A 24,869-nucleotide genomic window follows, 5' to 3' on the forward strand; every position below is an offset into this window, starting at 1 on the left:
ACGTTTCTGGACACAGGCCGGGTTCAATGAGCACAACTCATTAAAGGAACCCGGTTATGACAGACTTCTTATCTGATGCTGCCCGCCAGGTGTGGCGTCATCTCTTCAGTGTTCACATCTTCGCGCCGATCGTGTTTGTGCTGCTCGGCGTGTTCATCATGACCGGCTGCCGGGACAATAATGCTGCTCCGCCAGCCGCCCCACTTCGGCCGGTTAAAACGGTGATTGCCCCGCCGCTCCGCAGTGACGCGTCACTGGTGCTGACCGGCGAAATCCGCGCCCATGAAGAGGTCGCACTGGCCTTCCGGCTGGATGGCAGGGTCGTGAACCGCGCCGTTGAGCTGGGCGACCATGTCAGCGCCGGGCAAACACTGGCCGCACTGGAAAACGATCAGTCACGTAATCAGCTGAGTAGCGCGAGGGCCGATCTCGACAGCGCCCGTGCCGCCGAACGCGTCGCTGCGCTTAACCTCCACCGGATGCGGCTGCTGATGCCCGGCGGTGCCATCGCCCGCAGCCAGCTGGACAGCGCTCAGGGTGACTGGCAGAGCGCACAATCCCGACGTCTCAGCAGTGAAGCCGCTCTGAAAAATGCCCAGGATAACCTCAGCTGGACTCAGCTGACCGCGCCCGCCGCAGGCCGCATCACTGCCATCCAGGTTCAGCCCGGTCAGGTGGTCAGCGCCGGGCAAAACGTGATGACGCTGGCCGCAGGTGACGCACGCGATGCGGTGTTTGACCTGACCACGCCTGCGCTAATGCGACCTGATGACAGCACACCGCTGAAGGTAAAGCTGCTTGCCGATCCTTCAGTGCAAGCCAATGGCACAGTGCGTGACATCAGCCCGCAGGCCGATCCGCAGACCCGCACGTGGCGGCTGCGTATCTCACTCAATCAGCCCCCTGAGGCGATGGCACCTGGTGCCACGGTTACCGTCAGCCTTCCGGATGCGCAACCGCCCGTCATCGCCCTGCCTGCCAGCGCAATGACCCGCTTCGCCGAAAAACCCGCTCTGCTGGTCGTGGATGCGGCATCACGCCTGCAGCTTCGTCCGGTGGTGCTGGCACGCTTTAACGCGCAGCAGATCTTTGTTACCGCAGGGATTCGCCCAGGGGAGCGCATCGTCACTGCCGGGGTCGGTACACTGCAGCCTGGCGAAAAAGTGGCGCTGGCGCAGGAGGCACCATGAAAAAATCGACAGGCTTTAACCTCTCCGGCTGGGCGCTGGCGCATCAGCAGCTGGTGATCTTTTTCATGCTGCTGGTGATGGCGGCGGGTGTACTGAGCTATGAACGTCTGTCTCGCAACGAAGATCCGGCGTTTACCATCAAAACGGCGGTGGTCTCGGCCCAGTGGCCCGGCGCTGACGTAAACACCACGGTACAACTGCTCACAGACGTGCTGGAACAGAAGGTGCAGGAGATCCCGTCGCTGGATGCGGTTGAGAGTGAAACCCGCGCCGGACAGACGGTAATTTATGTCAACCTGCGCGATGACACGCCGCCGTCTCAGGTGGCCGGTATCTGGTATCAGCTGCGCAAAAAGATGCATGACGTTACGCCTTCACTGCCACAGGGAGTTCAGGGTCCGGCGGTTAACGACGAATTTGATGACACCTTCGGCACGATTTATGGCTTCACGGCCGATGGCTTTACGCCCAGAGAGCTGCGCGATCGGGTCGATAACCTGCGCCGCAGTCTGGACAGTCTGCCCGACATCGGCAAAACCAGTCTGCTGGGTGTTCAGGAACAGCAGGTGGTTATTGCTTTTTCCCCGCGCAAGCTGAACGGCATGGGTCTCGATTTACAGCAGGTCAGCGATGCCATCAAAGCGCAGAACGACGTAGTGCCCGCGGGCAGCCTGCGTACCGACCGCGAGAACATCGCGCTGCGGGTCAGCGGCACCCTGACCTCGGTCGACAGTCTGCAGGCGATAACCCTGCATATCGGTGAGCGTTTCATCCCGCTGACCGATCTGGCCACCATCAGCCTGCAACCTGCCGAGCCTCCGGCGCCAACATTTCGGGTTAACGGCGTTCAGGCTATTGGACTGGCGATCTCCATGGCCCCAGGCGGCAATATGCTCGATTTCGGCAAACAGCTTAACCAGCGTATGCAGACACTGGCCGGTCAGTTGCCGCACGGCATCACCATGACCCGCGTGGCCGACCAGTCTTCCGTGGTGAAAAACGCGGTTAGCGGTTTTGTCCGGATACTGGGCGAAGCGGTCGTCATCGTATTAGCCGTCTCCTTTGTCTCGCTGGGACTGCGTGCCGGCCTGGTGGTGGCGGCGGCGATCCCGCTGGTGCTGGCGATGACCTTCACCGGCATGTTACTGGCGGGCATCGGACTCCAGCGCATCTCGCTTGGCGCACTGATTATCGCGCTGGGGCTGCTGGTGGATGACGCCATGATCACCGTCGAGGCGATGGTGGCGCGGCTGGAAGAGGGCGACAGTAAGTGGCAGGCCGCGACGTATGCATTTAAAACCACCGCGTTCCCGATGCTGACCGGCACGCTGGTAATGATCGCCGGTTTCATCCCGGTCGGATTCGCCGCCTCAAGTGCCGGGGAGTACTGCTACTCGCTGTTTGTGGTGATCACCCTGGCGCTGCTCTGCTCCTGGGTGGTCGCGATCATCTTCTCCCCACTCACCGGCTGCTGGCTGCTGTCAGCGAAACAAATCAAGGCTCATCAGCCGCCGGGCGTGCTGACGCGAGGCTATCATCGCCTGCTGGAGGTCATTCTGCGCAACCGGCTGGTGACGACTGGCGCGGCGCTGGCGGTACTGCTGATCAGTCTTTACGCCACCACCTTCATGCAGGGTGAATTTTTCCCGGCGTCAGATCGTCCCGAACTGCTGGTCAGCCTGACGCTACCCGCCAGCGCAGCCCAGGCCGAAACCACGCGCCGTACCGCACAGCTGGAACAGATGCTGCGTAATAACCGGGATGTGGCGAACTTCACCAGCTACGTGGGTTCAGGCGCGATACGCTTTTATCTGCCGATGGAGGTGTTGCTGGATAATGAAAATATCGCGCAGCTGGTCGTGGTGGCGAAAGATCTGGCGGCGAGAGACAGGCTGCGAAGCAGGCTGGAGCAGGCGCTGACAAAGGATTTCAGTGACATTACGACGCGGATATCGCCGCTGGAGCTGGGGCCGCCGGTCGGCTGGCCGCTGAAATATCGCATCACCGGCCCGAACAATGACCAGGTGCGGCAGGCGGCCAGTCAGCTGGCGGCGCTGATCGCCCGCTCTCCGCTGACCCGCGAGGTCAATCTGACCGCCGGAGAACCTGAGCGGGTCATGACGCTGGCGGTAAACCAGACCGCTGCGCGCGCAGCCGGACTTTCGTCCGACACCATCGCCAGCGCCCTGAACACTCTGATGTCCGGCAGCGTAGTAACAACCCTGCGCGACCGCAACCGGCTGATTGATGTGGTGCTGCGCAGCAATGACGCAGAACGGCAGAACACGGACACGCTTGAGGGATTGATGATCACCAATGCCAGCGGACAGAAGATTCCGTTGCGCCAGGTGGCGACCCTGAACTGGGGTGTGGATGATCCGGTGATCTGGCGACGTCAGCGGCTCTCTTACATCACCGTGCAGACCGATATCGCGCCCGGTCAGCGGGCAGAACAGGTCTCGCAACAGCTCGCGCCACGTGTCGCCGCGCTGCGCGCCTCACTGCCTGCCGGATATGGTATTGAGGAAGGAGGCGTAGCGGCGGAGTCGGACAAAGGTAACGGGTCAGTGTTTGCCCTGCTGCCGGTGACGATCTGCGCCATGCTGGTCCTGCTGATGATTCAGCTGCAACGCTTCTCAGGCATGCTGCTGGCGCTGAGCATGGCGCCGTTTGGCCTGCCCGGTATCGTATCCGCGATGCTGCCGGCGGGCACACCGCTGGGGTTTGTGGCGCTGCTGGGGATTATTGCGCTGGCAGGGATCATCATCCGCAACGCGGTGATTATGATCAGTGAAGTGGATGTCAACAGCCGCGCCGGACTGCCCGCGGGTGAGGCCATCCGGCAGGCCGCACATCACCGGGCGCGTCCCATCCTGCTGACCGCCTGCGCTGCGATCCTCGGCATGATCCCCATCGCCCATCAGGTTTTCTGGGGGCCCATGGCGCTGGCAATTATTGGCGGTCTGGTCAGCGGAACGCTGGTCACGCTTACGGTGCTGCCCGCGGCGTTAAGCCTGATGATGGAGCGCCGTGCAAATTAATAGAACGCCCGGTGTTCCCGGCTGAGAGCAGCGGGATTGCCGGGCGTATTCAGTTCATCACCTCGACCAGAATCAGTGGGCACTTTCTGACTTTGCAGGCCTGACTGTAGGCCAGCGAGCAGACCGAACAGAGGTCGCGCACGTCAGACTGATACTCATACTCCATGAAATAGCGGAACTGGCCGCCCGCCGAATCTGTTCTCCAGAATCGCTGCGGCTCCAGAATTTCATCCAGTTGCCTGAATGTCAGGGCTGACGGGTTGTGATACCCGACTCTTACGCGGTATGTAGTCATGCAGTGATTATTGGCATCCCGGCCCCGCCGCCGCCAGTTGGTTATTGTTTTCAGTACAATAGCCGGTGCTTATCAACCCGCTTCGTCTGGTTCTGCCAGCAACGCCAGCAGATGCAGCACCGCTTTTGACGGGTGATGCCGACGCCAGGCAAAAGCCACATCGGTAAACAGCGTGTTGTTTTCGATATCGCAGAAGCTGACTTCCGGGTTATCGACACAGCGCATCGACTCAGGCACCAGCGCAATTCCGCAGCCCGCCGCAACCATGCCCAGCGAGGTAGTGATCTGCGGCGCCTGCTGGAAAGTGTGGCGGGAAAAGCCGGCCCGCAGGCAGGCTGTGACAATCAGCTCATACAGGCTCGGCGAGACATCGCGCGGGAAAATTATCAGGGTTTCATCCGCCAGCGCGGAGAGCGCCACGGTGGGTGTGCCGCTCAGGGGATGGGAACGCGGCAGCGCAATCAGCATCTTTTCGGTGGAGATCACACGCAGATTAAACGCCTTGCTGCTTTCGCACGGCAGGCGGATAAAAGCAGCATCCAGCAATCCCTCCTGCAGATCCTGCATCAGCAGAGACATATTCTCTTCGCGGGTCAGCAACTCCATCGCCGGATAACGTTCTTTAAACTGACGGATCAGGGTGAATATGCGCGGATTAAATGCCACTGAGCTGGCAAATCCCAGCGACAGCTGACCGCTGATTCCGCGCGCAATACCGCGAGCGTTCTCCAGCGCCTGATCGGCCAGCTGCACAATCTGCCGGGCATCCGCCAGAAATGCTTCCCCCGCTTCCGTGAGTTCCACGCCACGCGTCAGCCGCTTCAGCAACGGCGTGCCAATCTCCTGCTCCAGACGCAGTATCTGCTGACTCAGCGGTGGCTGCGAAATCCCCAGCATTTCAGCGGCCCGGGTGAAGTGAAGCGTCTCGGCTACGGCAACAAAATAACGCAGATGGCGAAGTTCCATATCAAAAACGTCTCAAAGTTAACAGGTTTCGCTATTGGACCCACCGACTGAATCGGTTCACCATTAGGTTAACACGGCTTAACGGTTAATCGATGAGGCATCAAATGAGCAATTGTGTAACTGATTGTTCCTGTGAGGATCAACTAAAACATACTGTCCTAACGCTTTCCCAGGATGCACCAGAAAGCGTTATCTATCAGACCTCTTTAATGAGTGCGCTGCTGAGCGGCGTCTACGATGGCAACGTCAGGATTGCTGATCTGCTGCGCAAAGGCGATTTCGGCCTGGGCACCTTCAACCGACTGGATGGCGAGATGATCGCGTTTGACAGCAAAGTCTATCAGCTGCACGCCGACGGCAGCGCACATCCGGCCGATCCGGCGCAGAAAACCCCCTTTGCGGTCATGACCTTTTTCAGGCCGCAGCATCGGTTTGAATTTGACCGGCCCATGTCGCGCGAGGAAATCCATCGGGTGATCGACAGCGAAATCACCTCCGATAACCAGTTCTGCGCGCTGCGCATCAGCGGTCGTTTCAGCCGTGTCGACACCCGCACCGTACCGTGCCAGTGCCGCCCCTATCGCTCCATGCCGGAAGTGCTGGGCGACCAGCCGACCTTTTCCTTTAGCCAGCGCGCGGGCGAACTGATCGGATTCCGCACCCCGCAATATATGCAGGGCATTAACGTGGCGGGCTATCACGAACATTTTATTACCGACGACCGCGAAGGCGGCGGCCACATTCTCGATTACGCGCTGGAACAGGGCACGCTGACTTTTGGTGCTATCAGCAAGCTGGTCGTGGATCTGCCGCAGGACAGTGACTTTTTGAATGCCGACCTGAACCCCGCCAATCTTGACGCCGCGATCCGTGCGGTAGAAAGCTAATCAGAGGAATGACGATGAAAACTCCAACCGATACCACGCTCTGGACCTGCGGCGCTGACCTGGTCGTCGCGCAGCTTGAGGCGCAGGGCGTTCAGCATGTCTTTGGCATCCCTGGCGCAAAAATCGATAAGGTTTTTGACTCGCTGCTGGATTCATCCATCCAGACCATCCCGGTCCGCCACGAAGCCAATGCCGCGTTTATGGCCGCTGCAGTCGGCCGTCTCACCGGCAACGCGGGTGTAGCGCTGGTCACCTCCGGGCCTGGCTGCTCAAACCTCATTACCGGCATGGCCACCGCCACCAGCGAAGGCGATCCGGTGGTCGCCATCGGCGGCCAGGTGAAACGCTCCGACAGCGCCAAGCAGGTTCATCAGAGCATGGACACCGTTTCCATGTTTCGCCCGATCACCAAATATGCGGTTGAGGTGACCGATCCCTCTGCGCTTTCTGAATGCCTGTCGAATGCGTTCCGTCACGCCGAGCATGGCCGCGGCGGTGGTGCCTTTATCAGCCTGCCGCAGGATATTGTCGATCAGCCGGTAACCGGTAAAGCGCTGAGCAGCAAAGGCCGTCCGGTACTGGGTGCCGCACCAGACGCGATGATCGATGCTGTCAGCGAGGCGATTGCCAGAGCGAAAAATCCGGTCATCCTGCTGGGATTAATGGCGAGCCAGCCCGAGAACAGCGAAGCGATTCACGATCTGCTGACCCGCAGTCACATTCCGGTCACCAGCACCTATCAGGCGGCGGGCGCGGTCAGACAGGATCACTTCTCCCGTTTCGCCGGACGTGTGGGGCTGTTTAACAACCAGGCAGGCGACCGGTTGCTGCAACAGGCTGACCTGATCATCACCATCGGCTACAGCCCGGTAGAATATGAACCGGCGATGTGGAATAGCGGCAACGCGACCCTGATTCACATCGACGTGATACCCGCAGAGACCGACAACCGCTATCTGCCGGATGCCGAGCTGGTGGGCGATATCGCCGCCACCGTGCGTAAACTGGCGGCACGCATCACCGCCCCGCTGCAACTGACATCAGAAGCGGCCAGCATCCTTGAGGATCGTCAGCAACAGCGCAAACTGCTGGCGATGCAGGGTGCCAGCCTCAATCAGTTCGCCCTGCATCCGCTGCGCATCGTGCGCGCTATGCAGGACATCATTAACAGCGACGTCAGCCTCACCGTCGATATGGGCAGCTTCCATATCTGGATCGCCCGCTATCTCTACAGCTTCCGCGCCCGCCAGATCATGATCTCCAACGGTCAGCAGACCATGGGCGTGGCGCTGCCGTGGGCGATTGGTGCCTGGCTGGTCGATCCGCAGCGCAAAGTGGTGTCGGTTTCAGGTGACGGCGGCTTCCTGCAATCCAGCATGGAGCTGGAAACCGCCGTCCGGTTAAAAGCCAACATCCTGCACATCGTCTGGGTCGATAACGCCTACAACATGGTGGCGATGCAGGAAGAGAAAAAATATCACCGCGTCTCGGGCGTCAATTTTGGCCCGGTCGATTTCAAAGCCTACGCCGAAGCGTTTGGGGCAGCGGGCTTTGCGGTGACCAGCGCGGCAGAGCTTGAGCCGACGCTGCGCAAAGCGATGGATGTTCAGGGTCCTGCGGTGGTGGCGGTGCCGGTCGATTACGCCGACAACCCGCTGCTGATGGGTCAGCTGCATCTGAGCCAGCTTCTTTAATTTCCTAAAAGGACATCATGATGAAAAACAGAGTGGCATTTGTGACCGGCGCAGGCCAGGGCATTGGTGAAGCGATCGCCCTGCGTCTGGCGAAAGATGGACTGGCAGTCGCGGTGGCCGATTTCAACCAGGAGACCGCCCGCAAGGTCGCAGAGAAGATTAACCAGCAGGGCGGCAAAGCGATTGCGCTGAAAGTCGATGTCTCGCAGCGCGATCAGGTGATGGACGCCGTAGAAGAGGCGCGTCGCACGCTGGGCGGCTTTGACGTCATCGTCAATAACGCCGGTATCGCGCCCTCCACGCCGATTGCGGAGATCACCGAGGCGGTGGTCGACAAGGTCTACAACGTCAATGTTAAAGGGGTGATCTGGGGCATGCAGGCCGCGATTAAAGCGTTTGCTGCAGAAGGACACGGCGGCAAGATCATCAACGCCTGTTCGCAGGCCGGGCACGTCGGTAATCCGGAGCTGGCGGTTTATATCTCAAGTAAGTTTGCCGTGCGCGGCCTGACGCAGACCGCCGCGCGCGATCTCGCCCCGGCCGGCATCACGGTCAACGCCTTCTGCCCCGGCATTGTCAGAACGCCGATGTGGGAAGAGATCGACCGGCAGATCTCGGAAGCCGCCGGAAAACCGGCCGGTTACGGCACCGAGGAATTTGCGAAACGCATTACGCTGGGACGTCTGTCTGAGCCAGAAGATGTGGCCGCCTGCGTTGCTTATCTGGCCAGTCCCGACTCCGATTACATGACCGGTCAGTCACTGTTGATTGATGGCGGCATGGTCTTTAACTGATCTGCCCACGCCTGCTGCGTTCAGGCGCAGCAGGCTGTTCTTCTGTTCTGATTTAAACATTAATTTTTTTTATCTTAAAAACGGTTAGCCATCAGCCTGTTGACCGTTTAACCGCGCCAGCCCTGCGTTTTCGTCGCCGAAGTGATTAAAGCTGCTTATTATCCTGCCGATAAAACAGAGACTCCTCTCCCTGTTCAAAGCGACCATGTTAACGATCAACCATAACGAACCCGCCGCCATTACGAACAAAACGCGGTACAGCACTGACTCTGTTCTGGGACGAACGGTTGAACGGTTATCATCAGGGATGCGGATTAACAGTGCGAAAGATGACGCGGCAGGTCAGGCGATTGCCAACCGCATGACGGCCAGTATCAACGCCGATGCGGTAGTCGCGCGCGGCCTTAATGACGCCATCAGCTATTCCCAGACCGCCAGTGGCGGCCTGGGCAGCATCGTCGATCTGCTTATCCAGGCACGCACGCTGTCGGTTCAGGCCGCTAACGGTACGCTGTCGGACGCGGATCGGCAGAGCGTCAACGGTGCGTATCAGCAGATTCTGGCAGGCATCAACGAAGTCGCGGATCACACCGAGATTTTCGGGCGTTATCCGCTGGCGACCAATAATCCCGATCTGCCACCGGCAAAACTGGGTAATGTTGACCCCATCAACACGAAGTTTCCGGTTCCGGGCAAGAATTACTCCTTTACCTCTGGCGTGATCCCGCTGGCCTATATCCCGGCAGGCTCGACATCGATAAGCATCACCATCGACTCGCTGGGTATGGATGACGATCTCCAGCTCTTTACCCGCGATGGTAAGCATCTGGTCGGTACACCGCTGGACGGCAGCGCGCCCGATTACACCTGGGCCAGCAAAGGCATCACGAATGCGGCAACCGCAGATACCCGCCTGCTGACCAGCACTAACGGTTTTGACAGCGGTGCAACGTATGACAGTTCGCAACTGCTCGAGGGCGGCCCGAGCTGGGCGCTGGCGGGCAGTAACAGCAGCACCGTCAACGGCATGAATATTACCTATAGCGGTGACGGCGACCGTTATGAGGATGTCGCCAGCGGCGATTTCAACAACGGTACCATTACCAGTAACCGGCTTGAGCGCATCACGCTGGATACCGTAAACGAAGATTTGATTGTGGTCGTAGTGGGCAACGGTTCCTTCACCGGTAACCTGACCTGGGGAAAACTGCCGGAACCCAAAGGCGCGCCCGCTACGCCGCCACATGAGAGTCGCCCTCTGGAAGTGGTCACCAGCGCCGATTATGGTCAGCCAGTACAGTCGGATAGCATCCCCGCGACGCCGTCAGATACCAAAACCCTGGGGCTGAACAACACCACGCTGCTGAACAGTGACGACATCGCCAGTACCATGAAGGCACTGGATAGTGCGCTGGCGAAGATCAGCAGCTATCAGTCGACCTATGGCGCGAAAATCAACCGTTACGAATCGAACCGTAATGTACTGTCACAGCAGGGCGTGGATACCTCAGCGGCTCGCAGTCGTATACAGGATGCGGACTATGCTGAAGAAGCCAGTCAGCTGGCACGCAACCAGATTATTCAGCAGGGCCAGACGGCCGTCAGCAAGATGGCGAACAAAACACCTGAAATGATTATCCAGCTGTTAGGCAATTAATACTATTAACCGGCTGAGCGTCCTGACTCAGCCGTTTACCCTGTTTCTTCACCATCCTACCCGCCTGATTCCTCTCCCTGCTGGCCCGAAATGCCCGGTTACACTTCGTCACCCTTTGATCCCAGTCACACAAACTCGTTTAAGATTCGTTTAATGATGATCGCGATCACTCTTCTTTGTTAAAGAAATGCTAAATCCTGACAACAATTTAATATCATCTTTCAGTGCAGGGTTAATTAAAACAACAGGTTAATTGTTACCACGCTAAGTAATAACCTGAATTTTCCTGGCTTTACGTAACCTTTTCATTACTTTTACGCCATGCGAGGTCTGTTATTTTGCTGACAATACTGGGTTTTTCGATGGTCGTTTGCTTCATGTATTTAATCATGACCAAACGCATGTCAGCCTTAATTGCGCTGATCCTGATACCAACCATATTCGCGTTGATTGGCGGTTTTTACGCAGGCCTGGGCGCCATGATGCTGGATGGCGTCAAAAAGCTGGCCCCTACCGGCGTGATGCTGACCTTCTCCATTCTTTACTTCGGTCTGATGATCGATGCCGGACTGTTTGACCCGCTGGTGCGCTTTATTCTGCGCATGGTGCGCGGCGATCCCCTGAAAGTGCTGGTCGGAACGGCGGTATTGACGCTGCTGGTCTCACTGGATGGTGACAGCTCGACCACTTATATGATCGCTATCGCCGCGTTCCTGCCGCTCTATCACCGGCTGGGCATGAACGTGCTGATGATGACCTGTCTGGTCAACCTCGCCAGCGGCATCATGAACCTCTCACCCTGGGGTGGCCCGACCGCCCGTGCCGCGGCGGCACTGCGCATTGACGCTCTCGACATCTTTATTCCGATGCTGCCAGCCATGCTGCTCGCCTGCGTCAGTCTGGTGGCAATGGCGGTCCTTTTTGGCCTGCGTGAGCGTAAACGTTTAGGCGTGATGACCATGAAAGATCACCATCTCGAAAACATCGAGCTGGGTCTGGGCGATGCCGAAGAGTGTGCTGCCAATCGTCGTCCGAAGATGTTCTGGCCTAACTTCATCCTGACCACCGTGCTGCTGGTGCTGCTGGTCATTGGTTTAATGCCGATTCAGATCCTGTTCATGCTGGCGTTTGCGATCGCAGTGATGCTCAACTATCCGACGCTGGAGGAGCAGAAAGCCCGTATCAGTTCCCATGCCGGTAACGTACTGGCGGTGACCGCGCTGATTTTTGCCGCCGGTATTTTCACTGGTATCCTCTCCGGCACCGGCATGGTTGATGCAATGGCGAAGAGTCTGCTGGCGGTCATCCCGCACAGCTTCGGGCCGTACCTGGCAGTGTTCACCGCGCTGGTCAGCCTGCCGTTCACCTTCTTTATGTCGAATGATGCGTTCTACTTCGGCATTCTGCCGGTTATCGCTCAGACGGCCGCCAGCTATGGCATTACTGCCGAAGAGATTGCCCGCGCGTCGATTGTTGGCCAGCCGTTCCACCTGCTAAGCCCGCTGGTGCCATCAGTCTACCTGCTGGTGGGTCTGGCGAAAGTCGATATCGGCGACCACCAGCGCTTTGCGATCAAGTGGGGGATTCTGGTCAGTCTGGTGCTGATGGCGGGCGGTCTGCTGACCGGTGCGTTCCCGCTGTTCCACAGTTAACCTTCTGCTTTTGTGCGGATAACCGGCTTTTTTGCCCGGTTATCCGCTTCACCGCTTCGCCTGTTGTTTCAACCCTCTCTACACTCTATAGCCATGCTGCTTTGCTGCGCGCCGGACAGACGCCAGCTACGCGACAATTTTGCCGAAGAGACTATGGAGGCCCGATGAAAATTCACCACCTCAACTGTGGCTGCATGTGCCCGCTGGGCGGCGCATTCTACGATGGGTTCAGTAAAGGCCTGAAGGCACATCTGGTGTGTCATTGCCTGCTGATTGAGACGGACCGCAGCGGGCTGGTGCTGGTGGATACCGGCTTTGGGGGGCAGGATATTCATACGCCCGGCAGCCGCCTGTCCGGCTTCTTCCGTGCCCTGAACAACATTCAGCGCCGCAGCGAGCTCACCGCCCTGTCACAGATAAGAGCCTTGGGTTTCCGGGCTGACGATGTACGGCATATCATTCTGACCCATCTCGATTTTGATCACGCTGGCGGACTGACCGATTTTCCGCAGGCGCGCATCCATCTGATGCAGCAGGAGGTCGATACCGCCCACCAGCGTCATAGCTGGCTGTCGCGCGAGCGCTATCGTCCCGGACAATGGGGGGGTATCAGCAACTGGGAGACCTATCAGTCACAGGGAGAAAAGTGGTTTGGTTTTGAGGCGGTTAACCGCCTGCGTGACTTACCGCCGGAGATTTTGCTGGTGCCGCTGGCAGGCCATACGCCGGGCCATGCGGGCATTGCGATTCAGCAACCCGATGGCTGGCTGCTGCACGGCGGCGATGCCTGGTTTTACCGCGGCGAAATGCGGCAGCCGACGCGGCACTGCACGCCGGGACTGCGCTTTTATCAATGGATGATGGCGATGGATAACGAGGCCAGGCGGCACAACCAGCAGCGACTGCGTGAACTTTCCTGCCAGCGCGGCGGCGAAATCACCTTTTTCTGCAGTCACGATGCACGCGAACTGGATGCGTTGCAGGTCAATGCGCCACTGCGTTGATGGGTTATAAGGGTTATAAGGGTTATAAGGGTTAGTATTGGTGTATATCAGATGATTACTTCAAATCGTATTGTGATACTTAGATAATCTCGCTGGCTCATGACGCTTCGGCCTTGTATGAGCATAAAAAAGCCATCCTGAAGGATGGCTTTTTCGCTGGAAATACCTATTCGATACCGTATTTTTTCTCAGTTACGAAAGCAGGTTCTTTCCAGTCAGGACCTTTTTGGCATCCCGAACCGTAAACATTTGTTGAGGAAACTTGTTGAGTATCCTCAAGCTTTTTTAATTGATGAATTAGCTCTATGTTATATGATTTATATTTTTCAGCGGCATTATGTATTCCAAAGAAGCGGTCTATAGACGGATACGCTATACCTTTTTCACTACGGCTAACCAGAAAAAGAATTACATCGGCCATTTCTTCATTTTGAATCATTTTGTCAAAATCAATCATCTTTATACCTCAATACTTATTCAAGTGATTTTAGAGCTTCAGGTACATATAAAAGTGCTTCATCATAACTCAATTTATAATCTTCTAATGTCGCTGTATGAGTATTGTTCCAGACTTCAAAGCCATTTTCCGGAACTGTACCATCTGAAACGCCTAAAGACCGATATCGCTCAAGCTCTCTGACTTCATGCGTGTTGAAACGCTTATCAGTATCACTTACCTGCAACTCTTCCGTCAGGATTTTCTGCAATCGATCAATCATCAATGCGTTTTCTGGTGATTGCCCAAACCGTCCTGTATCCAGCTTAACCTTATCCCACCTTCACGGTCTATAGAAGCCGTTCTCCAGTCTAGCTCCTGAATTGGACCACCGGCCTTGTCCTTATTATATTCACGACCGCTATATCCCCCCTTGCCTAATTTTCACCATAATGATTACTCAGCATTAAATATACCGCCTCCACACCTTTAATTAAATTATATTTCAAACACCATAATAATCAGTAATTTCGACAATTATGTAAAGTAGGCAGAGGCAAATAAAAAGAGCACTAAACTGCAGTCATAAATCAAAAAAAGTTAAGTTAAAAACGCCATCCACAAGGATGGCGCGCACATAAAATTTTATTCCAAACCGTATTTTTTCTCAGTTACGAAAGCAGGTGCTTTCCAGTTAGGTCCTTTTATTACTTTACCATTTTGATCCTGAAGCACACCTTTTTTAAGTAGATCATCATAAGCCGAAGATAGCTCGCCACTGGAAATTACATCGAAGCGGTTATAAGCATATAAACGATCCAATTTTGAGTAATCAGAAGTCGGACCTAAAAAAGTCACGACGTCTTCTACACTTTCATTTTCAATTATTTCTTTCAAATGCATTATTTTGTTCCTCTAAAGGCATCTTTTAATTCCTGTTCATAAGCAGCCTCCAGAGCCTCGCGCGTGTAAAGTGGCTGCTCTTTTTCGTTTATCTTATAGTCTTCGAGAGTGGCTGTATGCGTATTGTTCCATAGGGCTTTTTGTTCCTGGACACTTCTGGAAATTTCACCATCTTTTATACCAAGTGCACGGTATCGTTCTAACTCCCTGATTTCGTGAGTATAAAACCGCTTATCAATATCTGTTGGCTGCATTTCTCCCCTCACTACTTGTTCCAACCTCTCAATCATTATATTGTTCGCATCTGACTCACTAAACCGTCCTGTATGCAGCTTAACCTTCTCAACACCTTCATGGTCTATAGAAGCCGTTCTCCAATCCAGCTCCTGAATTGGACCACCGGCCTTGTCCTTATTGTATTCGCGACCGCTATATTTTCCCCTGGCGTTAGTTTCACCATACGGATTACTCAGCATTACATATACTGCCTCCACGCCCGTACCAGCAGCATCAGGACGCCAGTAGATAAAATCTCTGAACCCCTTGAGCTCTGACACAGGAGTAGTGGTAATCAGTGGTTCCTGCACTGCAATAAATTTATTTCCGACAGAAACAGCAGTTAATGGCGTACCAAAATCAACGGGGGTGACAGTCACCCCACTCATTATGAGGCTTGATGGAACCTGTGGGTTCTGATTCCCTGTATTCCATTCTCTTTCAGACAGGGGTGCGGGATTTATCAGGATGCTGCGCGGTGGTACGCCAGCTACGGCTGGCAATATAATAAGATCCAGACCTGTTACCCTATCTCGAATTGCCTCAAGAACAGGTACTGCGGCTGGAAATGATACACTATTCGTTTTAAGCAGCTGCAATGCCAGCTGACCATTTCGCTTTACCAGATTTCCGCGAACCGGCATATTTATTTTACTGGGACCCGGCAGGATTTTTGTCTTAGTATCAATGAGATGCTGAGCATTTAGCGCAAACATCGCTTCAATGTCTCTGTCCGGCACTTTATCAGAGCCTGCTCCAACCGGTGCTGACCAGAGCAGCATTGTAACCGAGGCTACGGATGCCCCAGCCACACCAGCAATACTCGAACTTATGAGATATCGAAGTGATGTGCTGATACTTGCATCAATAAGAGTAAGCGTATTACCGGAAGCAGCCCATACCCCCCGGCCTGCCAATGAAAGCTGCATTGAGGCCGGAGCGTTATTTAGTGACATTACACCAACTGCGCCCAAAGCGGTCTCCGCAGCTTTTACCATTTCCGGGGTGTATTCAGGAGCAGATACAACCCCAGCCTGGGAAAAAAGAGCCTCTCTGAACAAGATCTCGGCTTTTTCCTTGAGTAACTTTATGGTTTGTTCAAGTGGCTTTTCTCTGGCTCGGGCTTCTGCCTCCGCTCTTGCCTGGGCTTCTGCCTCTGCTCTGGCGCGGGCCTCTGCTTCCGCTCTGGCCTGGGCTTCGGCTGCTTCTCTCTCAGAGCGTTTTTGACGAATGAAATAAATCATTCCGATTTCATTTTTAGCAACCTGAGTTCTCTGCCGCGCGTCAGTAATCCTTCGGCCCGCCTGTGCGCGGTTTGCCAGTGCGGCATTATCAGCAATGACTTTCTGCAGGACTGCGACACGTGCATCCGAAGTATCTCCCTGATAAGTGATGCTTATGCTGCTATTGGATTGAGCCAATACTTCTGCACTATTAGTAGTATTTTTTAGCTCTTGAGGGACAGGACCCAGATCTACCCAGGCTGGTGAGACATCACCCATAACTTCTACCGTTGCGACTTTACTCAATCCAAATAAGTGACCTTCCTCGATAAAATAGATCGAAAAATCCGAACCTGGAATGCCTAATGATCGTGCTAACTTATCTGCAACAGAACGCAAACTTATTGAGGTAACATCACCCTGTTTATTTCCCCCACCAGAACTATCATTACCAGAACCGCCACTATTACCACGTGGACTTTCTGATCCAGGATTAGATGATGGACCATTAACTGTCATAGTTCCCTGATCATTACTGTTACTCATATTCTTTGCCTCATCCATTTGGTCATCAAGAACATTAAATATAAAAACATGCGGGACGTTTTTTTCTAAAAAATTTAGACTGCTTTTAAATACCTACTTTTAAATTTAATAATGATTAAATGGAAAACCCATTCATCCTTTTACCCCCCTTTTAATTATAATAATAGAAACCCCTTAATTTTGAGAATACCTCATCGCAATTAACACATAAAAATTATTTCTTCAGAAAAATATTGTTATTTGGCAATCTTTTTGATGGTGATGTTACAAATTCTTCTTGTGCATTAAAAATACACATACTAAAAGTAAGAAAAGATAATCAAGAAAACAACAACAACCCAATCATCGCCCTGCTTCATTGCAAGATTGATTTGACAATAAAAACCCCAGGTAAAATACTAATTCACAATATGAATATCTCTGCCAGCATTAATCACAGTAAAAAAATCAGCACGTCTTAATTGAAGGTTTCCATGCATAAAATAAGTTATAGCAAAACCAGACGGAATCTCTCTGCCACTATGATTCAGACGGTTGAAGATAAAGCACCGGTATTGATTACTCGCCAGAACGGCGAGTCCTTTGTGCTAATATCGCCTGAAGAATATAACTCACTTGCAGAGACAGCCTGGCTGCTGCGATCGCCTAAAAATGCCCGCAGGTTGATGGATTCCATCGAAAGCCTGCGAAGCAGTAATGGGACTGACAGGGATATTATTGAGTGAAACTGACCTGCTCCGCACAAGCCCACTGGACTGTGACTTCAGTGAAGACGCTTTATTAATCGCCTCATGCCGCTATCATTATTGATGGGCTCAGAAGCTTACTCCTGAGCCCTTATAGTGCAACCGTTTCAGCGGCGGCGTCATCCACCGCAATCCCGTTACGCCGGATCGCCCGCCCTCTTTTTCAGCTGCGCGGAAAGCCAGGGTGCCGTCAGACTCGCTGCAGATGTGCTCACTTCTTCCGGTGAGCCGGATGAGACAATCCTTCCGCCCTTGAGCCCCGAACCGGGACCCAGATCGATCACCCAGTCCGCCTCAGCCACAATGCGCATAGTGTGCTCCGCCATGAGAACGGTGTGGCCGCGCTTCACCAGTTCATCCAGCACAATCAGCAGCTTATCCATGTCCGATGGATGCAGGCCTGTAGACGGTTCATCAAGCAGATAGAGCGTGGAGGTCCGTTGGACACGCTGCAATTCCCAGGCGAGCTTGATACGCTGGCACTCTCCACCGGACAGCTCAGTGGCGGGCTGACCCAGTGTCAGGTATCCCAGCCCCAGCGACGTCAGGGCCGACAGCGAACGCTGGATCCCGTCATAACCCTGAAACACCTCAGTAGCGTCGTCCACGGTGAGATTAAGCACATCCGCTATCGTCAGGTTGTTCCACTTCACCTCCAGCGTCTCGGGGTTATAACGACTGCCCGCGCAGACGGAGCAGGTTGCGGTCGCGCTGGGCATAAAGAGCAGCTCAATCGAAATCTGTCCCTGCCCTTCACAGGCGGGACAGCGTCCGGCTGGCAGGTTGAATGAGAACCGGCTGGCGCTGAATCCTCTGGCTTGCGCTGCGGGGGTGTCGGCAAACAGCCTGCGGACGATGTCGAAAAATCCGGTGTAAGTGGCCAGATTCGAGCGTGGCGTGCGCCCGATAGGACGCTGGTCGATTCTGACCAGTCGGCCAATGGCGTCACTTCCGCTGACGACCTGGCCCTTAACGTCTGGCACCAGATCCTCCTCCTCGCCTTCCTCGATATCAGGCGTTTTATCAAAACGTCCGAGCATTTCCGGAAGCACGCGATTCAGCAGCGTCGATTTTCCGGAGCCGGACACACCCGTGACTGCCGTCATCCTCCCCAGTGGGATGGCGATATCCATTCCGACAATATTGTTGCAACAGATCTGTTCAAAGCGGAGCCAGCTCTCGGCAGGTCGACGCTGGCGCAGTCCGGTATAGCTGCGGGAGAAGAGATAGCCCGAGGTCGGTGACGCGCTGACTTCTTCAAGTCCTGCCGGTTCTCCGTTATAGACGATCTCACCACCATGCGTCCCCGGACCGGGGCCGACCTCGATGAGCCAGTCGGCCTCAGCGATGAGGTCAAGGTTATGTTCGACGACCACCAGCGAATTACCTGCACGCACCAGGTTCTTCAGGGACGCGAGCAGCGCTTTGACATCATCGGGATGGAGGCCAGCTGAAGGCTCATCCAGCACATAAAGCACGCCAAACAGCCGTGAAATCAGCTGAGTTGCCAGACGCACGCGCTGCAACTCGCCGGATGAGAGCATGGTGGTGCGCCGTCCCGGTGACAGATGCCCCAGACCGAGCGTTTCCAGCTGATCAAGCCGCATCGCAATATCCGACGCCATCCGGATAACCGCCTCCCGAAGCGCTGCCTCGCCAGGCAGGTCCGGTGAGGTGCCAGCCGCATAAGGCTTAAGCAGTTCCGCAAGCTCAGAGACCGACAGCTCACTCAGGCTGGCAATGTCATGACCGGCAAAGGTCACGGACAGCGCGTTGCGGTTAAGCCGTTTACCGTGGCACTCAGAACAGGGCGTGACCGTCACAAAACGCGCCAGCCGTTTCTTCGTCGTCTCGCTGCCACCCGAATAACTCTGCAGCACGATTTTTGCTGCGCTGGTGTAGGTGCCGGTATAAGCGGGCTCTTCGCCTGCTGCCAGCGCTTTTTCACGCTGCTCAGCGTTCAGACCAGCAAAAATCGGTACCGACGGCTGTTCGTCAGTCAGCAATATCCACTGCTGATCACGGGCTGAAAGCGTGTGCCAGGGTGCATCGACATCGTAGCCCAGCGTCTCAAGGATGCTGCGCAGGTTCTTGTTATGCCAGCCTCTGGGCCAGGAAGCGATAGCGCCCTGCCGGATGCTCAGTGAACTATCCGGCACCATCGACTCGGTTTTAACGGTGTGAACTCTTCCCAGTCCCTGGCAATGCGGACAGGCGCCTTCAGGATTGTTAGGCGAGAAATAATCGGCGGTCATAAAGGGAACACCGTCGGGCCTTGCACCTGCTCGGGAGAACAGCAGGCGTAGCGTGACGGAAATTCGGGTGAGGCTGCCCACCGTTGAACGCTCCTGCGCGCCAGCCCGGCTCTGCTGAAGCGCCACCGCAGGCGGAAGCCCGTCAATATTGTCTACATCCGGCGCAGCGGCCTGATCGATCAGGCGACGGGCGTGTGGTGAAACCGACTCAATAAACCGGCGCTGCGCTTCTGCATAGAGGGTATCAAAGGCAAGTGATGATTTACCGGAGCCTGAAACCCCGGTAAACACCACCATGGCATTGCGGGGAAATCGCAGCGAAACGTCTTTGAGATTATGTGTTCTTGCACCCTGTACCGAGACATAAGGGTCGATGTGCTCATCAGCGCGGTAATGATCGGCGTTGCGTTGTTCTGGCATGATTACCCTGTTTAATAATGCACGGCAGATTCAGGATCGCCTGCCGTGAATGACTTAAAATTGCAGATCTCACCCGGCGTTGGGCTATCCGGCCCGTTTGGGGACAGAAACAACAGCAAGGGTAGTCAGGGATCGCGGTGTTCACAACGCGAAGGGAGTATTCATTAAGTCATGACAGCACAGACCGGTAACCATCATGAGCAATAAGATGTCCCTTGTCTTCAGGAAGTCGTTGTAGCAAATTGTAATCAAGCAATTTCGTCACTGCTCTGTCTTTTATCTGACATTAAATTTCTTTTTCTCATTTTTATCACAATTGTAAGTTTTGGCATAATTAAAACTTGATTTACATTGGTGTTCACCCAATGATTTATTGAGCCCATTCGAAAAAACAATGTCATAGATTAAAGATATTAGTTTAAAGATCCACATAACAAAATTAATAAAAAACATACTGAATAGTGAATATGATCATCAGTGTTTTAATCTATCTCGTGCTTCTATCCAGCTTAAACCCCAAAGGTTTGATCGTTTATTTTTTTGATGATGTGACAGGCGAAAAATAGACTCACTATTTTATGCGGGGGCATTATAAGGCTCACGCCAAAGGCGAGAACATTATTACTAACCTTATCTTTGATTTACATGAAAAAATGGGAGTTAAGACATCACGCAGTGCGCCGATTTAATTAATGTGTTCGTAACGCGCAATGCTCGATATATGATACTGAATCCACAAGAAAAATATAAAAAAATCAATCAGGCGATCTTAATCGTCGGAAATGAATACAGACAGTAATTGCTGCAGAAGATAAGTCTAAAGATATCAATCTATCCAGTGAGTATGAAAAGGCTGAGAATTATAAACCCTGATATTACTTACTGACTTGTTTTAGCAAAGTAATGATTTATATTACATCATAATTTCATTAAAGAGTTCTGACTTACCATAAACATTTAATTTATCGTTGACGGTTATAGTTCAGATGATTGTATAATATTCGCTATTGATAGATATTTCTTTGTAATCGTATTGTTGTTATGTTGCAATGGAGATGCATTTTGCTAATACAGATAAACGTTTATCAACCTCCCGGTAATTTAGCAGGATATTTTTACCTGGTTATGGTGACAAAGCCCACTGGTGAGAAAAACCAGTATGTAGTCAGAATTCATCATCTTCCCGCACCTTTACAAGGAATTTTCACCGACCAATATGATCTTAACGATATAGCTAATAATTTTTTTATGACGGACTTCTTTGCACTGAATAAATTGTCTGCTGAGATCGATCAGTTTGCTAAAGATACTTCAATGCGTTACTCCGCAGATGAGCTTTATGAGTTTTTAGGAACGGGTATTGGCGGAGCCGTAAAACACTTTGTTGAAAATCATCATCCTCATGCAATCGTAGCCGTGCCGACAAGACCGGGCCTGGGGAAGTTTTATGATGAAATTATGCGCGATCATTCAGCAGCTTTAGGTTATAATTATAACGAATCATATAAGGAGTTTTCTATATATGTACTTGAAACCTAATGCTAAAACCGTAAACGGATTAACCCGTGATGACGTTTTACGCATTGCGCGTACAGATCGCCTTGAAGGTGCAAAATCACTTTCGGAAGCCGTTAAAACAAGTGGTGCTGGATACCTCGGCGAAAGCATTCCTGCTGCAACAGTTCGCGCTCGTCGTACGCTACGCCATTCCTGATTATAAAGGCCGCAAAGCGGCCTTTATAATGGTTTTCCAGACGATTAAGTCCTGAAAGACAAATGCCACCGTGACAGCATTACGGCTTTTTAAACTTATCTTCGACCTTCTCTTTTGCTTCTGCGATCTTATCCCCGGCTTTCTCCACTAAACCTTCTTTGTGCGCCGGGTCGTTGCCTGGCGTTACAGGGCGGGTGTCGTGGTCAGCGCGGGCCTGACGCGTGCCTTCAACCAGCGGATCGGTCGCGGTGCGATTGCCGGTCACCGGGTCTGCACTGAGATGATCGGCACCAGCGTGGTCAATATCTACTTCCTGACGGCGTACCGAATCGTTAATGGTTTCAACCCGATCGCTGGCCTCTTTACGCAGTACCACTTCTTCAATGATCTGCGCGGTCTTATTGACTACCGGCTGCTCATGCGTCTCTTCGACTTCGACAGTTTTCTCAGACCAGTCGACATTTCCCGGTGAACCCGTTTCGCTGACCGGACGACGGAAGATTTCGGCATGCTGCTCGTGCAACGAGATATTTTCTGACACCTGATCGGTGACAGTGTAGCGGCGGACACGGGTTGACCCTTCGCTGACCAGACGTTTACCGACTTCCAGTCGCTCTTCAGCCAGACGCAGCACATCCTCGTCACTCTCGTCGCCCGTTAACGCGGTACGGGCAACGCCGCGATGGGCAGGATCGGTATGAAGCGGATCGACGGCTTCGCTGTCCGAAAGCGTTTCGCTGGCGGGTGCAGTCAGGCCATCGCTGGTCGGGTAACCGGTCGCGTAATCATCAGGTAAGGCTGCACTGCGCTCTGTCAGCTCTTCATGCGCATCCAGGATGCCCAGTGCGCGCGGTAACTCATCTTCATCGGCCCGCAGCGACAGCACCACACCGCCGGTACGCATTGCGTCTTCATAAACCTCGGCCTGATCCTCTTCCAGCGTATTGCCAAACAGGCGCTGCCAGAAGCCAGGGTGACGGGCTTCGTGACCTTCGGTACGCAGGCGATCACCGGAGATGATATCAATGTCATCATCCAGGAACCCGGCCTTAATCAGGTTACGCTTTGCACCTTCTGCCAGTGAGAGATTGCTGAACATTGTTACGATTGTTTCACGCGCCATGGTGTGTTCCTCGGTGGTGGATTCGGACGGCTCTGGATAGGGTGTTCGGGTCAGGTGAGCGTGCTGTTTACGCAGGGAGACCACCTGTTCTGTGGCTTCCTCGCTAACAACCTTGCGGATATGCCACTCCTCTTTCAGCACCAGATGACGAACAATTTCGACTTCCTCTTCGACGATCGGAATGATCAGCACGCCGTTTTCTTCACGGATCTCCGGCATTTCTGCCAGCCGTTCAGACTTAGGAATGCGATCTATTTTCGCAGTCTGATGCCGGAGCATCAGCGCAATCTTCTGCTGATGTTCGGTGACCTGTCGGGTAACCCTGACATAGCCATCAGTGACCCGCTGTTTCGAGACTTCAACGGTTTCCTCCGCCAGGCTTATCACCTGGTCACTCCCTTCTGACTCTGGTTTTTCAGGAGGTTGATTGTTCATAGTTAACCTGCCTGTGATACAGAGCGATCAATTGTTATTTTACTTACCTTAAGCATAAGTCACTGCTTTCCGTCTGGTTAAAGCCTGGCACAAACAATGGTAAAAGACAGGAAAAAGCAGAAATACATTATTATATGAAGATAAAATGGCGCTAAAATCAATTAAGCGATGCGGAAGATTAAAAGTGGCAAGCGTAGCGGTAAACAGTGAAATCTGTTTACCGGCATACGAAAGAAGAGAGCACTGGCAGGCGTGAAACTGGCCTGATGTGAATCAGGCGCGTCGGGGATCAGGGGTTAAGCCACTCACGCTCCTGAAGTCCGCCATCAAAGGAGTAATGAAACAGGGCGCGCTGATTATCGTTTCTCTGAAGCTGATAGGCATCCAGCACGCTGGCCCGCACGATCACAACGCCAAAACGGCATTCTCCCGCTTCCGCCGCTGCAGCTTCAGGCAACCCATCAGCTATTGCCCGTGCTTCACCCGGTGGTCCACCGGTGTAAGTCTGCCGCGTATGCTGCGGCAAGCCATACCAGGCAGCCCGGGCAATATCAGTTCCCGCTGCATAACACTCAGCCTGCCCCGTCAGCCGCAACTGCAGGCGGCGCTGATGGCAATATCCCAGCACGGTGACCTGCGGGTTCGCCGCCATCTCCTGCCACTTCGGACTGCGCACATCAGTATGAAAGGTCAGCGTCCGGCGGTCGTCAGCACACTGCCGCAGTACCACAGTCCTCGCCTGCGGTTGCAGTGCAGCATCCACGGTACAAAGCGTCAGGTAACGAAATCCGGACTGCGGATCAGCAGCTGCCTCACTGAGTGCCGCCCAGGCTGCGGCTTCAAACCTATTCAGATCCATTGGGAATGACTCTCATCAGTTTCAATATTCAGTTATGTGGCTAAAAGCGTAGCAACGAAGTGCGCGGATGACCCACAGGGGAGCGATAACAGCCAATATGTCCATCAGGATCTCTGTGCTATTTTTGCGCCATCGCCATACCGATTCGACACACAGGGAGATGCACGATGTCCACTGAAGATCTACCGCCAGCAATGCCACCGCAAGTCATCTCGCCGCGCCTGACTTACCGTCCGCTGCGCGAGGAAGACTGGCCCTTCTATCTGGCGGTCAGTCAGGATCGTTCGGTGATGAAGTACATCAGCGACCCACGCGATGCAGAGGAGATCAGAACCCACTCTTTTGATGTCCGCCTGCCCGCCTGGTATCCGGGCTGCAAACACTGGTTGTGTCTGGTGATTGAGGAGAAGACATCTGGTTTACCGGCTGGTTTCTGCGGGTTTATCGATCGCGATGAAGGCATTGCGGAGTTTGGTTTTATTCTGGCGGCAGATGCGCAGAGCAAAGGTTATGGCCGCGAGTCGCTCCATGCCACCATCGCGTTCTGCTTTGAGCAGCAGGATTATCGCAAGCTGACCGCCACGGTGACGGCAGGCAATGCAGCTTCAAGCCGGGCTTTGCTTTCTGCGGGCTTTGTTCAGGAAGGAACATTGCGGCAGAACTTTTTTCTTGATGGTCAATGGCAGGATGACTGGATCTTTGGCTTGCTGAAACAGGAATACCTGACAGACAAATGAGCAGGCGTCGATCATT

21 protein-coding genes are annotated in these 24,869 nt (G+C 54.0%); 12 read left to right on the forward strand and 9 right to left on the reverse strand.

The window, feature by feature from the left end:
* Positions 1-56 precede the first annotated feature (56 nt).
* Both ACN1CO_RS14070 and ACN1CO_RS14075 read left to right on the forward strand, forming a co-directional pair.
* The gene (locus ACN1CO_RS14070; RefSeq protein WP_419139449.1) at positions 57-1,190 is read left to right on the forward strand and encodes an efflux RND transporter periplasmic adaptor subunit; all 1,134 of its coding nucleotides are present in this window, start codon (positions 57-59) and stop codon (positions 1,188-1,190) included.
* Positions 1,187-4,231 (forward strand): efflux RND transporter permease subunit, encoded by a 3,045-nt coding sequence (locus ACN1CO_RS14075; protein WP_419139450.1) that lies wholly within the window; start codon positions 1,187-1,189, stop codon positions 4,229-4,231. Before ACN1CO_RS14070 ends, ACN1CO_RS14075 begins: the two co-directional genes overlap by 4 nt.
* A gap of 49 nt (positions 4,232-4,280) precedes the next feature.
* Here ACN1CO_RS14075 and ACN1CO_RS14080 read toward each other — a convergent pair whose 3' ends face one another.
* On the reverse strand, positions 4,281-4,526 hold the full coding sequence (locus ACN1CO_RS14080; protein ID WP_013356609.1) for a hypothetical protein: 246 nt from the start codon (positions 4,524-4,526) through the stop codon (positions 4,281-4,283).
* A 72-nt stretch (positions 4,527-4,598) separates the two neighbouring features.
* Positions 4,599-5,492, reverse strand: a complete 894-nt coding sequence (locus ACN1CO_RS14085; RefSeq protein WP_419139451.1) for a LysR family transcriptional regulator — start codon at positions 5,490-5,492, stop codon at positions 4,599-4,601.
* Positions 5,493-5,596: 104 nt separating this feature from the next.
* On the opposite strand from ACN1CO_RS14085, the gene budA reads away from it, so the two are divergent.
* The 6 genes from budA (at position 5,597) to ACN1CO_RS14115 (ending at position 13,180) form a co-directional block, all read left to right on the forward strand.
* Positions 5,597-6,379: an acetolactate decarboxylase gene (gene budA / locus ACN1CO_RS14090; protein WP_419139452.1), complete on the forward strand. Its 783-nt coding sequence runs from the start codon at positions 5,597-5,599 to the stop codon at positions 6,377-6,379.
* 14 nt (positions 6,380-6,393) lie between these two features.
* A complete protein-coding gene (gene alsS, locus ACN1CO_RS14095; RefSeq protein WP_419139453.1) occupies positions 6,394-8,073 on the forward strand; it encodes an acetolactate synthase AlsS in 1,680 nt (559 codons plus the stop codon).
* 20 nt (positions 8,074-8,093) lie between these two features.
* A complete protein-coding gene (locus tag ACN1CO_RS14100) occupies positions 8,094-8,867 on the forward strand; it encodes a (S)-acetoin forming diacetyl reductase (RefSeq protein ID WP_419139517.1) in 774 nt (257 codons plus the stop codon).
* A gap of 205 nt (positions 8,868-9,072) precedes the next feature.
* Complete coding sequence (locus ACN1CO_RS14105) at positions 9,073-10,524, forward strand: flagellin (protein WP_419139454.1); 1,452 nt, start codon at positions 9,073-9,075, stop codon at positions 10,522-10,524.
* 338 nt (positions 10,525-10,862) lie between these two features.
* The gene (locus ACN1CO_RS14110) at positions 10,863-12,176 is read left to right on the forward strand and encodes a CitMHS family transporter (RefSeq protein WP_419139455.1); all 1,314 of its coding nucleotides are present in this window, start codon (positions 10,863-10,865) and stop codon (positions 12,174-12,176) included.
* A 164-nt stretch (positions 12,177-12,340) separates the two neighbouring features.
* Complete coding sequence (locus ACN1CO_RS14115) at positions 12,341-13,180, forward strand: MBL fold metallo-hydrolase (protein WP_419139456.1); 840 nt, start codon at positions 12,341-12,343, stop codon at positions 13,178-13,180.
* A gap of 166 nt (positions 13,181-13,346) precedes the next feature.
* Here ACN1CO_RS14115 and ACN1CO_RS14120 read toward each other — a convergent pair whose 3' ends face one another.
* From ACN1CO_RS14120 to ACN1CO_RS14135, 4 genes are all read right to left on the reverse strand, one after another.
* Positions 13,347-13,637, reverse strand: a complete 291-nt coding sequence (locus ACN1CO_RS14120; protein ID WP_419139457.1) for a hypothetical protein — start codon at positions 13,635-13,637, stop codon at positions 13,347-13,349.
* A 16-nt stretch (positions 13,638-13,653) separates the two neighbouring features.
* Complete coding sequence (locus ACN1CO_RS14125) at positions 13,654-13,899, reverse strand: pyocin (protein ID WP_419139458.1); 246 nt, start codon at positions 13,897-13,899, stop codon at positions 13,654-13,656.
* A gap of 362 nt (positions 13,900-14,261) precedes the next feature.
* Positions 14,262-14,519: an immunity protein gene (locus ACN1CO_RS14130; RefSeq protein ID WP_419139459.1), complete on the reverse strand. Its 258-nt coding sequence runs from the start codon at positions 14,517-14,519 to the stop codon at positions 14,262-14,264.
* Entirely contained in the window at positions 14,519-16,564 is a 2,046-nt protein-coding gene (locus ACN1CO_RS14135; protein ID WP_419139460.1) for an S-type pyocin domain-containing protein, read from the reverse strand. The genes ACN1CO_RS14130 and ACN1CO_RS14135 overlap by 1 nt, the downstream gene beginning before the upstream one ends.
* Before the next feature lie 473 nt (positions 16,565-17,037).
* Between ACN1CO_RS14135 and yefM the strand changes: the two genes are divergently transcribed.
* Positions 17,038-17,289, forward strand: a complete 252-nt coding sequence (gene yefM / locus ACN1CO_RS14140) for a YoeB-YefM toxin-antitoxin system antitoxin YefM (RefSeq protein ID WP_419139461.1) — start codon at positions 17,038-17,040, stop codon at positions 17,287-17,289.
* A gap of 158 nt (positions 17,290-17,447) precedes the next feature.
* Here the strand turns inward: yefM and ACN1CO_RS14145 are convergent, their stop codons facing one another.
* Positions 17,448-19,985 (reverse strand): excinuclease ABC subunit A, encoded by a 2,538-nt coding sequence (locus ACN1CO_RS14145; RefSeq protein ID WP_419139462.1) that lies wholly within the window; start codon positions 19,983-19,985, stop codon positions 17,448-17,450.
* A gap of 1,062 nt (positions 19,986-21,047) precedes the next feature.
* Between ACN1CO_RS14145 and ACN1CO_RS14150 the strand changes: the two genes are divergently transcribed.
* Positions 21,048-21,524 carry a hypothetical protein gene (locus tag ACN1CO_RS14150; RefSeq protein ID WP_419139463.1) on the forward strand — a complete coding sequence of 159 codons (477 nt, stop codon included), beginning with the start codon at positions 21,048-21,050 and terminating at the stop codon, positions 21,522-21,524.
* Positions 21,525-21,550: 26 nt separating this feature from the next.
* Entirely contained in the window at positions 21,551-21,754 is a 204-nt protein-coding gene (locus tag ACN1CO_RS14155) for a hypothetical protein (RefSeq protein WP_419139464.1), read from the forward strand.
* Between the two features lie 24 nt (positions 21,755-21,778).
* On the opposite strand, the gene ACN1CO_RS14160 is transcribed toward ACN1CO_RS14155, so the two are convergent.
* Together ACN1CO_RS14160 and ACN1CO_RS14165 are read right to left on the reverse strand one after the other, a co-directional pair.
* The gene (locus ACN1CO_RS14160) at positions 21,779-23,257 is read right to left on the reverse strand and encodes a YsnF/AvaK domain-containing protein (protein WP_419139465.1); all 1,479 of its coding nucleotides are present in this window, start codon (positions 23,255-23,257) and stop codon (positions 21,779-21,781) included.
* Positions 23,258-23,546: 289 nt separating this feature from the next.
* The gene (locus ACN1CO_RS14165; protein WP_419139466.1) at positions 23,547-24,116 is read right to left on the reverse strand and encodes a pyridoxamine 5'-phosphate oxidase family protein; all 570 of its coding nucleotides are present in this window, start codon (positions 24,114-24,116) and stop codon (positions 23,547-23,549) included.
* A 167-nt stretch (positions 24,117-24,283) separates the two neighbouring features.
* On the opposite strand from ACN1CO_RS14165, the gene ACN1CO_RS14170 reads away from it, so the two are divergent.
* Positions 24,284-24,853 (forward strand): GNAT family N-acetyltransferase, encoded by a 570-nt coding sequence (locus ACN1CO_RS14170; protein WP_419139467.1) that lies wholly within the window; start codon positions 24,284-24,286, stop codon positions 24,851-24,853.
* Positions 24,854-24,869 lie beyond the last annotated feature (16 nt).

The sequence above is a fragment of the Pantoea sp. R13S299 genome, from assembly GCF_048515925.1.
In the GTDB taxonomy this organism is placed as follows: domain Bacteria; phylum Pseudomonadota; class Gammaproteobacteria; order Enterobacterales; family Enterobacteriaceae; genus Pantoea.

Excerpts from the sequence above, each read along its gene's own strand:
- ACN1CO_RS14105 (WP_419139454.1), top strand. The coding sequence starts at position 9,073 with ATGTTAACGATCAACCATAACGAACCCGCCGCCATTACGAACAAAACG.
- ACN1CO_RS14165 (WP_419139466.1), bottom strand. The coding sequence starts at position 24,116 with ATGGATCTGAATAGGTTTGAAGCCGCAGCCTGGGCGGCACTCAGTGAG.
- ACN1CO_RS14145 (WP_419139462.1), bottom strand. The coding sequence starts at position 19,985 with ATGCCAGAACAACGCAACGCCGATCATTACCGCGCTGATGAGCACATC.
- budA (WP_419139452.1), top strand. The coding sequence starts at position 5,597 with ATGAGCAATTGTGTAACTGATTGTTCCTGTGAGGATCAACTAAAACAT.
- ACN1CO_RS14080 (WP_013356609.1), bottom strand. The coding sequence starts at position 4,526 with ATGACTACATACCGCGTAAGAGTCGGGTATCACAACCCGTCAGCCCTG.
- ACN1CO_RS14075 (WP_419139450.1), top strand. The coding sequence starts at position 1,187 with ATGAAAAAATCGACAGGCTTTAACCTCTCCGGCTGGGCGCTGGCGCAT.
- ACN1CO_RS14115 (WP_419139456.1), top strand. The coding sequence starts at position 12,341 with ATGAAAATTCACCACCTCAACTGTGGCTGCATGTGCCCGCTGGGCGGC.
- ACN1CO_RS14120 (WP_419139457.1), bottom strand. The coding sequence starts at position 13,637 with ATGATTGATTTTGACAAAATGATTCAAAATGAAGAAATGGCCGATGTA.
- ACN1CO_RS14125 (WP_419139458.1), bottom strand. The coding sequence starts at position 13,899 with ATGATTGATCGATTGCAGAAAATCCTGACGGAAGAGTTGCAGGTAAGT.
- ACN1CO_RS14160 (WP_419139465.1), bottom strand. The coding sequence starts at position 23,257 with ATGAACAATCAACCTCCTGAAAAACCAGAGTCAGAAGGGAGTGACCAG.
- ACN1CO_RS14130 (WP_419139459.1), bottom strand. The coding sequence starts at position 14,519 with ATGCATTTGAAAGAAATAATTGAAAATGAAAGTGTAGAAGACGTCGTG.
- yefM (WP_419139461.1), top strand. The coding sequence starts at position 17,038 with ATGCATAAAATAAGTTATAGCAAAACCAGACGGAATCTCTCTGCCACT.
- ACN1CO_RS14135 (WP_419139460.1), bottom strand. The coding sequence starts at position 16,564 with ATGAGTAACAGTAATGATCAGGGAACTATGACAGTTAATGGTCCATCA.
- alsS (WP_419139453.1), top strand. The coding sequence starts at position 6,394 with ATGAAAACTCCAACCGATACCACGCTCTGGACCTGCGGCGCTGACCTG.
- ACN1CO_RS14070 (WP_419139449.1), top strand. The coding sequence starts at position 57 with ATGACAGACTTCTTATCTGATGCTGCCCGCCAGGTGTGGCGTCATCTC.
- ACN1CO_RS14100 (WP_419139517.1), top strand. The coding sequence starts at position 8,094 with ATGAAAAACAGAGTGGCATTTGTGACCGGCGCAGGCCAGGGCATTGGT.
- ACN1CO_RS14170 (WP_419139467.1), top strand. The coding sequence starts at position 24,284 with ATGTCCACTGAAGATCTACCGCCAGCAATGCCACCGCAAGTCATCTCG.
- ACN1CO_RS14085 (WP_419139451.1), bottom strand. The coding sequence starts at position 5,492 with ATGGAACTTCGCCATCTGCGTTATTTTGTTGCCGTAGCCGAGACGCTT.